The sequence below is a fragment of the Acinetobacter sp. 102 genome, from assembly GCF_037028485.1.
GTDB classification, from domain to species: Bacteria; Pseudomonadota; Gammaproteobacteria; order Pseudomonadales; family Moraxellaceae; genus Acinetobacter; species Acinetobacter higginsii.
On sequence record NZ_JAZEZK010000002.1, the window covers coordinates 154,049 to 166,747 of the forward strand.

At 41.8% G+C, this 12,699-nt stretch carries 13 protein-coding genes; 7 read left to right on the forward strand and 6 right to left on the reverse strand.

Features of this window, described 5'->3' with window-relative positions; all coding sequences use genetic code 11:
* The first annotated feature begins 85 nt into the window (after window positions 1-85).
* Window positions 86-2,137: a M13 family metallopeptidase gene (locus tag WA352_RS02965; protein ID WP_336141232.1), complete on the forward strand. Its 2,052-nt coding sequence runs from the start codon at window positions 86-88 to the stop codon at window positions 2,135-2,137.
* Window positions 2,138-2,186: 49 nt separating this feature from the next.
* Here the strand turns inward: WA352_RS02965 and WA352_RS02970 are convergent, their stop codons facing one another.
* Both WA352_RS02970 and WA352_RS02975 read right to left on the reverse strand, forming a co-directional pair.
* A complete protein-coding gene (locus WA352_RS02970; RefSeq protein ID WP_005322602.1) occupies window positions 2,187-2,702 on the reverse strand; it encodes a chromate transporter in 516 nt (171 codons plus the stop codon).
* Window positions 2,699-3,271 (reverse strand): chromate transporter, encoded by a 573-nt coding sequence (locus WA352_RS02975; RefSeq protein ID WP_004802971.1) that lies wholly within the window; start codon window positions 3,269-3,271, stop codon window positions 2,699-2,701. The genes WA352_RS02970 and WA352_RS02975 overlap by 4 nt, the downstream gene beginning before the upstream one ends.
* A 100-nt stretch (window positions 3,272-3,371) precedes the next feature.
* Between WA352_RS02975 and WA352_RS02980 the strand changes: the two genes are divergently transcribed.
* A complete protein-coding gene (locus WA352_RS02980) occupies window positions 3,372-4,271 on the forward strand; it encodes a LysR family transcriptional regulator (protein WP_336141233.1) in 900 nt (299 codons plus the stop codon).
* A 6-nt stretch (window positions 4,272-4,277) separates the two neighbouring features.
* Here WA352_RS02980 and WA352_RS02985 read toward each other — a convergent pair whose 3' ends face one another.
* On the reverse strand, window positions 4,278-5,027 hold the full coding sequence (locus tag WA352_RS02985; RefSeq protein WP_336141234.1) for a DUF4850 domain-containing protein: 750 nt from the start codon (window positions 5,025-5,027) through the stop codon (window positions 4,278-4,280).
* A 286-nt stretch (window positions 5,028-5,313) separates the two neighbouring features.
* Between WA352_RS02985 and WA352_RS02990 the strand changes: the two genes are divergently transcribed.
* The 5 genes from WA352_RS02990 to WA352_RS03010 all read left to right on the forward strand — a co-directional run bounded on the left by WA352_RS02990 (window position 5,314) and on the right by WA352_RS03010 (window position 9,072).
* Window positions 5,314-5,802: a hypothetical protein gene (locus WA352_RS02990; RefSeq protein WP_336141237.1), complete on the forward strand. Its 489-nt coding sequence runs from the start codon at window positions 5,314-5,316 to the stop codon at window positions 5,800-5,802.
* A gap of 215 nt (window positions 5,803-6,017) precedes the next feature.
* Window positions 6,018-6,395: a hypothetical protein gene (locus tag WA352_RS02995; RefSeq protein WP_336141239.1), complete on the forward strand. Its 378-nt coding sequence runs from the start codon at window positions 6,018-6,020 to the stop codon at window positions 6,393-6,395.
* 155 nt (window positions 6,396-6,550) lie between these two features.
* Window positions 6,551-7,615, forward strand: a complete 1,065-nt coding sequence (locus tag WA352_RS03000; protein WP_336141241.1) for a DUF1176 domain-containing protein — start codon at window positions 6,551-6,553, stop codon at window positions 7,613-7,615.
* Between the two features lie 34 nt (window positions 7,616-7,649).
* Window positions 7,650-8,420 carry a hypothetical protein gene (locus WA352_RS03005; protein WP_336141243.1) on the forward strand — a complete coding sequence of 257 codons (771 nt, stop codon included), beginning with the start codon at window positions 7,650-7,652 and terminating at the stop codon, window positions 8,418-8,420.
* 136 nt (window positions 8,421-8,556) lie between these two features.
* Window positions 8,557-9,072 carry a hypothetical protein gene (locus WA352_RS03010; RefSeq protein WP_336141245.1) on the forward strand — a complete coding sequence of 172 codons (516 nt, stop codon included), beginning with the start codon at window positions 8,557-8,559 and terminating at the stop codon, window positions 9,070-9,072.
* A 53-nt stretch (window positions 9,073-9,125) separates the two neighbouring features.
* Here WA352_RS03010 and WA352_RS03015 read toward each other — a convergent pair whose 3' ends face one another.
* The 3 genes from WA352_RS03015 to gatA all read right to left on the reverse strand — a co-directional run bounded on the left by WA352_RS03015 (window position 9,126) and on the right by gatA (window position 12,653).
* Complete coding sequence (locus tag WA352_RS03015; protein WP_336141247.1) at window positions 9,126-9,608, reverse strand: hypothetical protein; 483 nt, start codon at window positions 9,606-9,608, stop codon at window positions 9,126-9,128.
* Window positions 9,609-9,705: 97 nt separating this feature from the next.
* Entirely contained in the window at window positions 9,706-11,175 is a 1,470-nt protein-coding gene (gatB, locus tag WA352_RS03020; protein WP_336141249.1) for an Asp-tRNA(Asn)/Glu-tRNA(Gln) amidotransferase subunit GatB, read from the reverse strand.
* Window positions 11,175-12,653, reverse strand: a complete 1,479-nt coding sequence (gene gatA, locus WA352_RS03025; protein WP_241272105.1) for an Asp-tRNA(Asn)/Glu-tRNA(Gln) amidotransferase subunit GatA — start codon at window positions 12,651-12,653, stop codon at window positions 11,175-11,177. The genes gatB and gatA overlap by 1 nt, the downstream gene beginning before the upstream one ends.
* Window positions 12,654-12,699 lie beyond the last annotated feature (46 nt).

The window sequence follows — 12,699 nt, forward strand, 5'->3', positions numbered from 1 at the left end:
GTACTTCACTATAGTCGCTTGATAAAATTAATGATCTTTCATTTCTCTCTTGTATCACTTAGAACCTAAATAAATAGGATAAATCATGAAACCTATATTGCTCAAAAGTGCATTGGCGCTTGCACTGACTGCCTTTACTGCAACTGTATGGGCAGATCAAGCAATTCAATCTTCCCCAACACAAAAAGTTTCAGGCATAGACCAACAGTATATCGACCAAAGCGTGCCTGCCAATGATGACTTTTATAACTATGTGAATGGCACATGGTTAAAAGATACTGAGATTCCAGCAGATAAATCACGCTGGGGCGCATTCAACGAATTACATGAGCTATCGACCAATCAGTTACATGCTATTGTTGATGAACTGAGTACAAAAAAATGGGCAACAGGAACAGTAGAGCAAAAAGTTTCCAGCCTATATGCCAGCTTTATGGATGAAAAAACAATTGAAGCGCAGGGAATTACACCATTAAAGCAAGAATTGGCAGGTGTGGATGCGATTCAAAACAAACAAGACCTTGCTCAATTAATGGGGCATTTCTCACGTATCGGGGTTAGAACGCCGTTTGATATCAGTATTGATCAAGATATGAAACGCTCTGATGTGATGATTGCAGGTCTGGCGCAGCGTCGTTTGGGTTTACCAGATCGAGATTATTATCTAAAAGATGATCAGAAGTTTGTGGAAACTCGCGCCAAATATCTGAAGCATATTGAGCGGATGCTGCAACTGTCTGGCGATCAGCAAGCAGCACAGCATGCACAAGACATTCTCAAGCTCGAAACAGAATTGGCAAAAATCCAGTGGAGCAATGTTCAGAACCGTGATTTATCTAAACGCTATAATATTTACTCACTTAAAGATTTGAATAAGTTAAGCCGTAGCTTTGATTGGGATAGTTATCTCAATACAGTCGGGGTCAAAGACAAAATTCAAACCATCCAAGTACATCAATTAAGTTATTTCAAAGCACTTGATCCAGTGATCAATAAAACCCCTTTAAATGTGTGGAAAGCGTATTTTAAATGGAACTTGATCAGTAATTTTTCACCCTTTTTACACAAGGCTATTGTGGATGAAAGTTTTGAGTTTTATGGCAAAACCTTGCGTGATGTGGCAGAACAAGAAGTTCGCTGGAAGCGTGGTGTACAAACCGTGAATGCAGTATTGGGCGATGGTCTAGGCAAAATCTATGTGGATAAACATTTTTCTGCTGAGAAAAAACAACGCATGGATACATTGGTTCAAAACTTGATACAGGCTTATGATCAAAGTATTAGCCAGTTGGATTGGATGAGCCCTGAAACTAAAGTACAGGCTAAAAAGAAATTAGCCAGCTTATCGATTAAAGTTGGTTATCCAAACAAATGGCGTGATTATTCAGCACTGGACATTAAAGATGGTGATTTGATTGGTAATGTGATTCGTGCCAGAGAATTTGAGCATCAAGATGATTTAGATAAGCTCGGTAAGCCTGTGGATCGTGATGAATGGTTTATGACCCCTCAAACCGTGAATGCTTATTACAATCCATCATCAAATGAAATTGTATTCCCAGCCGCAATCTTGCAACCGCCATTCTTTAATATCGATGCCGATGATGCGGTGAATTATGGTGGGATTGGCAGTGTCATTGGACATGAGATTAGCCATGGTTTTGATGATCAAGGCAGTCAGTTTGATGAATTGGGCAATATGCGCAATTGGTGGACCAAACAAGATCATCAGAAGTTTAAAGCCAAAACACAGGCTTTGGTTGCACAATACAATGCCTATGAGCCGATTGCAGGCTATCACGTCAATGGTGAACTGACCTTGGGTGAAAATATTGCCGATAACTCGGGTCTATCGATTGCCTATAAAGCGTATCAAATTTCATTAGCAGGCAAAGCTGCGCCTGTGATCGAGGGGCGTACGGGTGAGCAGCGTTTTTATATGGGCTGGGCGCAAGTTTGGCGTGCCAAAACCCGTCAAGCACAAGCAATTGTGTATTTAAAAACTGATCCGCACGCACCAGATAAAGTTCGCGCCAATGGTGCTTTAGTCAATCAAGCGCCGTTCTATGATGCTTTCAAGATCAAAGCGGGAGATAAAATGTATTTAGCGCCTGAAAAACGGGTTAATATCTGGTAATGCGAGATCTAATAAAAAACCTGCATCAAGCAGGTTTTTTATTGCCCTTTTAAAGGAAGGCGATTCCAAGCCCTGCGCCTGCGGCCATGACCCAAAGTGGATGAATTTTTTTAAACATGCCGAGGATGGCTGTCAAAATCACGATGATGACCAAGAGCAGGTTCTGTGCAGAAGCATCGGCAATCAACCATGCACTGACCAGAACTAAACCTACAGTAATCGGTTTCAAGGCTTTTTCAAAACGTGCCCGTAATGGATTGGCTTTAAAGCGTTCCCAGAATTTCAGTGCATAAATGGTGATGATTGAAGATGGACCGAACTTCGCCAGTGAAGTCACCAATAAACCTGCAGGACCTGCGACATGCCAACCGACCAAAGGTACAATCATCATATTCGGGCCTGGAGCAGCCTGTGCCATGGCAAACAGCGAACTAAACTGTTCTGCACTCATCCATTGATGCACCGTTACCACTTGGTGCTGCATTTCAGGCAGGATGGCATTACCACCGCCAAAAGCCAGTAGCGAAAGCTGAGTAAATACGACAGCAAGGGTGACCAAGATCATGATTTTTTCACTCCTAGAACCAGCATATTAATCGCCAGTAAAATCGCTAAAGTCAGTGCCAACGGTAGCTTGATCCAGATCATAAACACGAAGGTCAGGCCAATGGTGAAAATGGTCAGATAGCTTTTTAAAATTGGCTTGAGCATCTTAAATCCTGTCGCAAATAGCAAGCCTGCGGCAGCAGCGGCCAAACCTTGAATCATGTGTTTGACTGCGGGGAGGTACTGAAAATGCTCATAGACCTGATAGATGATCAGTACAATTGCAGTCGGGGCAGAGATTAAACCGAGAACTGAGCTGATCGCACCTTTCACGCCTTGGAATTCCATGCCAATAGCAACAGCCATATTGATGATGTTACCGCCTGGCAATAACTGGCACACACCAAGCAAGTCGGTAAATTTGCCTGCATCAATCCATTTATGTTCTTCAACGATAATGCGATGTGCCAGTGGCAGCACGCCACCAAAACCCATCAATCCCAATTTCATAAATCCCGTAAAAAGTGCCTTACAATCAGGAGCAGTCGCTAGTGGTTCACTCTCTATTGATAGGGCTTGGGCTTTCATTGGATTACCTTTCTGTTCAACCTTGTGAGCTATAGCATGAAAGATTTGTGGTATATTCACAAATGCTATTTTTGCCATTATCTATACTTTTAGGGTATGTATGATTGATATTCATAAACTCAATGCATTCGTTGCTGTGGTGGAAGAAAGCAATATCTCCAAAGCAGCGGTTAGGCTGCATATGCAACAGCCGCCATTGACTCGATTGATTAAAAGTCTGGAAGAAGAATTGGATACAGCGTTGTTAAAACGCTTGCCCCGAGGTGTAGAGGTGACGGAAGCAGGTAAGGCTTTATATCAGGAAGCGATTACCATTTTGGCGCACGCTCAGTCGATTCCGAAACGGGTCAAAAACATTGCGCAAGGCTTGGAAGGTCAAATCAATATTGGCTTTACCAACTCCGCTGGGCTGCATCCTTTTTTGCCTGCACTCTTGCGTCAATTCAGGGAAAAGTTTCCTGCTGTTGCCATTCATTTGGAAGAAGATAGCAGTACCGCCTTAACCGATGCGGTGATCAATGAAAAACTGGATATCGTTTTCCTACGCAAACCTGCATCGATTCATGCCGCAGTACAAAGCATACATGTACTGGATGAGCCCTTGATTGTCGCTTTGCCGAGTAATCATCCTTTGGCTGAGCAAGTGGGATCAATCCGCCTACTGGATTTAGAACCGTATGAGTTTGTGTTGTATCGCCGTATTGCGGGACAGGATCTGTTTGATAATATTTTGGCAAATTGCTATCAGGCAGGGTTTAGTCCCAACATTGTCCAAGAAGCTCCTCGTTTAACTTCGAGCCTGAATCTGATTGCAGCGGGGATTGGACTGTCAATCGTTCCTGCGTCAATTCAGGACTTCTGGAATAAGCAAATTGTGTACAAACCGCTAGAAGCGAAAAAGCCCTGTATTGCCCCGATCTATGCAATTTGCCGTGCCAAAGGCAATAGTGTTCGGGTCGAGCATTTCTTAAGTCTACTCAAAGCCAGTCAAGCAGTTTGAAACGGCTCAATGGCTAAAGTGATAGAAGTTTAAAATGGGCCCAACCAAGTGTTGTTGTGATTTATCCAAAGTTACGATGATTTCTCTAAAATTGAAGGTGTCCTCGTCATGGTATTTCGCGACGCCATGGGTTTTATTATCCAGGTTTGGGATTTGATAGCTAAAGAAAGCCACTTGTTTGGAAGGATGTACGATATTCACCAGTTTTTGTGGATCTTTATAGCCGCCAAACTCATTTTCAATACTCTCTTTTAACAGATTGGGAAAGTAAAGCGTGGCATTGGGCATACCACAACCGACACAGAAGGATGAATCGTATAATTCTATGGCCTGTTTTTGATTTGGACTCATCAGCAGGGCTGAACCTGTACCATTTGCACCCGCATGTGCCTCCACATCGTGCCAATCTTTGGGTACAAGCACTGCACCAATTTCAGGTAGCGCAACTAATTTGAGTTGCTTGGCCTGATGTGTATCTAACTTAAAATCGAAATGGCAGCTTTTGGCTGTACAGTTTTTAAAGTCTTTTAATAAGCCTTCATCGGCAGGATTAAGTGCAGTCACTCCATAAAAGGGAACACGGACATCGTTGGCAAAGGACACTTCACCCAAGGCATAAATTTGGTTTTCGGCTTTTCGCTCTTGCGCTGTATTTGAAAATTTGGGAAAGATGGGTTTAAAGGTACTGACCTCAGCATGAGTTGAAGTGGCTGATAGTGTTAATAAAACAGCAGAAACAGTGAGTGATGTTTTCATTTTTAGTGTGGTGTTTTTGGGTTGAGTTCAAATTAATATATTGTTTGAGATAAGTGCATTTAGCAAGGCGATTTATAGAGAGTGTTAATAATGAAATTCAAACTTAGCTCTAATGAGGTAGAGTGAAAAATGTTCGATATAGAATACATTTCAACTTATAGTTTACATTTAATCTATATTGTTAAGTTATAGTTAATAATTTATGTTAATAATCTTAATAATTAACATGTTGATAAATAAACAAAATAAAATAGTTCATGATCCTTGTTAGTTAGAAGAAATGGTTATGAACATAAACTTAACACTCAAAGTACTTTTAGTTGCGACTGTACTTGGAATGACAGCCTGCGCGTCTATGTCTGGTGGTACATCCAGTGAAAAATATCAACCGACTTATCTACAATCTCATTTAATTAAAGGTAAGACCACTAAAGCAGAAGTCATTTCGATGTTTGGAGAGCCTAAAGAAAAGTCTATTTCCTCTAATAAGAGAGAATCTTGGTATTACAATTCTAGCGTATCAAATTCTCCGCTTGGAGCATTTGCTTCTTCTTCCTCTCAAACGGTTAATACAGGAATGAATATCCTTAAAAATCGCTTGATGCAGGCAATTCCTGGTGGTGGGGCGGGAGAAGTAGGGGCTATGGTTAATTCTGCGAAGTCAGATGCGGTAAATGCTGCTACAGGTACAGGTGGCAGTAATAGTAATGGTGTTTCTTTATGGGTTCAATTTGACAGTAAAGGATACGTAGAGAGCTTCCATACGAGCCAATGATCAGTAGAAAAAATTTTAATATATAAAACAGGAGTATGAAAGATAGTCCTGTTTTTAATTTAAAAATTCAGTTTAATCTGAAGTGGATGTACCTCCAATGCAATCACAGGGATAAGTGTATTTAAGAACTTACCACCTGATATCTTCTTACCGTCTAAGTTGAAAAAGGAACTTGATAAAATCTCTAATCCCATAAAAATATTGAGAAATAAACCATGATGAAGCCAAGCTATCTAGGGTGGGGATTACTCAATTTACAACTGACCATCGGTTTTGCTTATTCTTATGATTATTTTCATAGACATATTATTGTAGACCATGTTTTAGCTTTTACTTTGTCAGTTATTTTTATTGCGAATCTATTTTTCTTTTTTACTAAATTTGTTAAAAATTATTCTCTTAGAGCATTTATTTCTATCATTTTCTCTAGCGTTCTAGTCTCTATATTATTTATTCAACTTAATAGAGAGGATGCTAATTTCATTGTGAGTGATGTTCTCCTTTTGATTGGGTATATGATGCTTAGAATGCTGCTCTATATTACAACTCCTATTGCATTCGTGGTTGAATTCTTTTTAAAGAAAAATAATTAAAATTTATTTTAAAAACAGTTGTTTGTGTTTATTTGTTTTTTGGTAAAGTTGCTTAATCTGTAGCGTTAAAACGTATATAGTATGAGTAATCATGTCAGTATTCATAATGATTAAAATAATAGTATTGAAATTAGACGGCCTAGAGCATAAGTCTTATGAAAAAGATTCTTTCAGCCTGTTCCCTTGTTGTTTTGAGTTCTAGTGCTTTTGCCCAAGATATTAAAGGCATTTCATTCTCGCATGAAGATTGGGAAATTTACTGTAGCAATACAGGCACTTGCCGAGCAGCAGGTTATTACAATGAATATAGTGATGATGAACCCGCATCACTGTTATTGACCCGTCAGGCAGGCGCACGACAGCCTGTACAGGTTGAATTTGCATTGGCTCGTTTTGAACAACCTTCTATGCCCGCAGCAAAGCTTAAAAATCTCCATTTTTATGTGAATGGCAAAGACTTTGGACAGGTGCCCGTCGATGGAACAGAATTCCCATTGATGGGGCAACTCTCAACAAATCAAGTCAATGCCTTATTACAGCAATCCAAGAAAAAGACCGAAATCGTGTTTAAAAATGCCAATCTACATTGGCAAATCTCAGATAAGGGGATGACTGCGGTATTGCTAAAAATGGATGATTTTCAAAAACGTATTGGCACAGTGGGCGCTTTGATTAAAAAGGGTAAGGCAGATGAGTCCAAGGTATTGGCTGCTCAACCCAAATTCAGCGTCAAGCAGATCAAAACATCCAGTAAGCCTTATCTGACCTTGCGACCAACCGACAAACGCTATGCTGCACTCTATCAAAACTTGATGGCTGCCCAGCCAATTCCGAAACAAGAAGGCTTTTGTGAAGGGGCTTATGATGGTAAGCAAACAGCACCTCAAGCAATTGATCTCTATAAATTGACCAATAAAAAAGTTTTGGCAGCTACGCTATGTTGGCGAGGTGCATATAACGAAGGTTATGGTGCATGGGTATTGGATGAGTCACTTGCGAATAAAGCCACTTTTGTGACGGAACATTCCTCTGAGTTTTATAATGGGATTCTCAGCAGTTCGCAGAAAGGGCGCGGTATTGGTGATTGCTGGTCGAGTGATGAATGGGTCTGGGATGGGCAGAAGTTTGTACATACCCTAGATCGCTGGACAGGGATGTGTCGAGGCCTTGCCGCAGGTGGAGTGTGGGAACTTGATCAGATTGAAGCGATCGTCAAATAATATTGTGAATATAAAAATAGCCTAAGGAAACACAATGCTAAAACATAAGATGGATTTAGGTGGAATGATTTTAATAGGTGCATCTGCCTATTTTAGCGCATCTGTTTTTGCTGCACCTTTACAGATTCTTGACTTTAAAAAGGGGCAACTGAGTGCAACGGAGCAGACGCAACTCTGTGAACAAGTCAAAGAGCTGTGTCAGCAGCGTACACAATGGAAGAGCCTGAAAACCCCTGACCAAACCTTATGGTTATTATCTGAGGGAAATATTGCCCAGTTTGCGACATCGAGCACAGGTTTTAAATTGTTAAAGCAGTGGCGTATTGAATTGGCGGCTACGGAAGAAATGGCAAGATCTAGCCAATATATTTTTCCTAAACTGTTTCCAATGGATCAAAACCGTTATGCCGTTGCAGTGATTGATACCTTTTCAGAATCATATTCAGGTGGTGGGGCTGGAATTGAACGTGCCAGCTTTTATGAGTTAAAGGATTCAGGCAAGACGCATCGCTTTATTGAAAATTATCCTTTTAATTTTAGCCGTATGATTCGGGCCTGTTTTTCAGAACAGGATTATGAAAGCTCTAAGGGCAAGTGCCATGATGAAGATAGTTTGAGCTTAGATATTCGTCCGATCAAGCCGATGCTTTGGCAATTCCGTTATCGCTACAGTCTGGATGTGTCACCTGCGTCAGATTCGGGTGAGAAATCATTTAAGGGCAGCCGCAACCTGAATATTGATTTAAATAAAGCACCTGAGCAGCCGAATATTCCAGAAGAATGGGACTATGAGGGTGCAGGTTGAGTGATTTACCATCATCATGGTTTTTACATTTTGCCAAAGCTTTAAGGGAGAGGACTTACGCAATTTACAGCGTCATAACAGATGATCTAGACAGAGCATGGTACAAAGGGAAAGATTGCAATTTGGAACTGTGCTTATGTCTCGTGTTTATACTTCTGCCCGCCGTAAATTTTCTCATTTGAGTCGTTCTGTGTTGATGGCTGCGGCTGTGTTGGGTACAACCCAAGTGGCGATGGCAGGGCCAACTGTGGATCAACTGAGTGATTGTTTAGTGAAAGCCACAACGGCAGCAGATAAGACTACGGTTTTGCAATGGACTTTCACGGCTTTAGCGGCACATCCAGATTTAAAGTCTTTTAGTAATGTTACACCTGAGCAGAAAACTCAGTTGGATCAGAAGTTGGCTCAGGTGTTACAGCGTGTGATTGTAGAGCAGTGTTCGACACAGACTAAGGCTGTGATTCAAGCTGAAGGCATTCAAGCAGTTGGACAGGCTTTTCAACAGTTAGGTCAGAGTGCAGGGCAGGATATTGTCAAAGACCCAGCGGTAAGACAGCAGTTGCAAGGTACATTACGTTATATTGATTTAAATAAGTTGGTCACGACTTTTTTAACGCCTGATATTTGGAATAAGTTGGGTATCGTGCGTTAAGAAATTACATAAAATCCCTCGTTCATGAGGGATTTATTTTATTGTATCTTTATTTATCGTAATGAACATGTTTTGCCTTCATATTCATAACGGTGAACCTTATATTCTTGACCATCCCAACGGAATACGGCAAAGCAAAAACCAGAACCTGCATTAATAAGATCTGGCCAACCATCTTTACCTTTTGTGTCTAAGAAAGTTGGAGTGCCTCGATTTTCGACGATCATTTTCCATCTTCCTTTTTTCTGTTGGGAGATGATGTGGTAACCAACCATTTCTCGACCATAACATGTTGAATCAGCATCTGAAATGATGGCATCTTTTATTCCATCACCATTTAAGTCTTTATACGTAGTGATTTCACCTATACCACAGTTGCCTTCCCAACCATATTTTGTTTTTGAAAAGCCCGCTGCTTTAAAAATGGCCTCAGCATCGGCTTTAGGAATCTGGGGTGTTTGTGCAAAATTAGAATTGCTGATCAAAAGCAAACAGGTACTCAGAAGTAATCTATTTTTCATAAGTTGAATAATCATGACGATTTTAGTTTAAAAATTTATTGTGCGGGTATTTTATCCTATAAAAACCAAAAAACCCGCTCTAAAGCGGGTTTTCTTTTGAAATCAGATCAGTTTAACCAATCAATTTTTTCATTAATTCATTCACTTGAGCTGGGTTAGCTTTACCTTTTGCAGCTTTCATGACTTGACCAACCAGACCGTTAAAGGCTTTTTCTTTACCAGACTTGTACTCTTCAACCATTTTTTCATTAGCTGCAAGCACTTCTTTGATAATCGCTTCAATCGCACCTGTATCGGTTTCTTGCTTTAAGCCTTTCTCAGCAATGATGTCATCCGCAGATTTACCTTCTGCTTCCCACATAAAGCCAAACACTTGCTTCGCGATTTTGCCGTTAATAGTATTGTCGACAATACGCGCGATCATGCCGCCCAATTGCTCAGCAGAAACAGGAGAGTCCGCCAATTCTAGGCCCGCTTTATTTAAAGCACCTGAGAATTCACCCATCACCCAGTTTGCAGAAACTTTACCTTGCTTCGCACCGCCAGCAGCAGCCACAACCGCTTCGTAGAAGTCCGCCATTTCGCGTGACAGCGTCAATACATGTGCATCGTACTCAGTCACAGCAAAGTCAGCGATAAAACGTGCACGACGCGCTTTAGGCAGTTCTGGAAGGGCAGCACGTGCCGCTTCGATCTGCTCATCGGCAATAATCACGGGTAACAAGTCTGGATCAGGGAAGTAGCGATAGTCGTTCGCTTCTTCTTTCGAACGCATTGAACGGGTTTCCATCTTGTTCGGATCGAACAAACGGGTTTCCTGATCAATTGTGCCGCCGTATTCCAAGATTTCCATTTGGCGTTCAATTTCAACATTGATCGCTTGCTCAATGAAACGGAATGAGTTGAGGTTTTTCAACTCGCAACGTGTACCGAATGGTTGACCCGGACGACGGAGTGACACATTACAGTCAGCACGGAATGAACCTTCGGCCATGTTACCGTCAGAAATACCTAACCAACGCACGAGCGTGTGAATCGACTTGATGTAGGCAACTGCTTCTTCAACTGAACGCATATCTGGTTCAGATACGATTTCAAGCAATGGCGTACCCGCACGGTTTAAGTCGATACCCGACATCCCTTCGAACTGGTCATGAATCGATTTACCTGCATCTTCTTCAAGATGGGCACGCGTTACGCCAATACGCTTCACAGTGCCATCTTCAAGCTGGATGTCGATATGACCCAAGCCCACAATCGGATTGTCCATCTGGCTAATCTGGTAGCCTTTTGGCGAATCTGGGTAGAAGTAGTTCTTACGTGCAAATACAGACGCTTGGTCGATATAGGCATCGATACCCAAACCAAAACGAATTGCAAGATCAACCACTTCTGCGTTTAATACTGGCAATACGCCCGGCATGGCTAAATCAACAAGGCTGGCTTGTGTGTTTGGGTCTTGACCAAATTCAGTCGATGAACCAGAGAAGATTTTAGATTTGGTTGCCAACTGAGTATGGATCTCGATCCCGATAACGACTTCCCAACCGTCAATAAGCTTTAACTTTTGAGCTTCAGTCATTATGCATTCTCCTCAGCAATTGCCGCACGTTTGGTATGCCAGTCTGTATTTTGTTGATATTGATGCACAATTGAAAGCAATTGAGATTCTGACCAGTAGTTACCAATCAACTGTAAGCCCACAGGCAAGCTGTCTTTATCGAAACCTACAGGTGCGTTGATGGCTGGTAGACCTGCCAAGTTCACAGCAAGGGTATAGATATCGCCTAAATACATTTCAGTCGGGCTGAGATTCGCACCGATCTTGTACGCAGTAGTTGGTGCAGATGGCGCAGCAATCACATCAACATTTTCAAATGCTTTGAGGAAATCTTGTTGGATCAAACGACGTACTTTTTGTGCTTTGACATAGTAGGCATCGTAGTAACCCGCAGAAAGGGCATATGTCCCGATCAAAATACGACGTTGTACTTCAGCACCAAAACCTTCTGAACGTGAACGTTTGTACAAGTCCATCAAGTCCACAGGATTTTCACAACGATAGCCATAACGGACACCGTCAAAACGTGACAGGTTCGAAGAAGCTTCCGCAGGCGCGATCAAGTAGTACGTCGGCACATAAGCTTCAGTCATGTTGAGATCAATCTCAACCAAGATTGCGCCCATCTCTTCAAGCTTTTTCAATGACTCTTCAACGCGTGCTTTTACATCTGCATCTAAACCTGCCACATTGAAGTATTGCTTTGGAATACCAATGCGTAAGCCTTTTACGGCTGTGCCGTTTAGGTTAGCCACATAGTCATCTACTTCTTTGTTGATCGAAGTCGAGTCTTTGGCATCATGACCAGCAATGACATTCATCAAATAAGCACAGTCTTCCGCAGAGCGTGCCATTGGGCCACCTTGGTCGAGAGATGATGCGTACGCAATCATACCGAAGCGAGACACACGACCATAGGTCGGTTTTAAGCCTGTTAAACCGCAGAATGAGGCAGGTTGACGAATTGAGCCACCTGTATCGGTACCTGTTGCGATTGGCGCAAGATCAGCCGCTACGGCTGCTGCAGAACCACCTGATGAACCACCCGGAACATGATCTAGTGCCCAAGGGTTAGACGTTGCACCGACATACGAGTTTTCAGAAGTTGAACCCATGGCGAATTCGTCCATGTTCACCTTACCCAAAGTCACAAGACCCGCAGCTTTGGCTTTTGCAACCACAGTTGCATCATAAGGTGAAATGAAGTTATCCAGCATTTTTGAACCCGCAGTGGTTTTAATGCCTTGGGTACAAAAAATATCTTTGTGGGCAAGAGGAATACCTGCCAGCGCGTGTGCATTGCCTGCTTTCAGTGCCGCATCGGCTGCATTCGCTTCAGCGAGTGCCTGTTCTGCGGTAACCGTCACATAACTTTTTACTTTCGGGTCAATTTGGGCAATACGCTTTAAATAATGTTCAGTCAATTCGCGTGATGAAAATTGGGCTTGTTTTAAGCCTTCAGAGAGTTCACGGATTGATAAGCGATGTAAATCTGTCATATGAAAAATTTCTTTACATTCTAAATATAAAATATTGACTAATCGA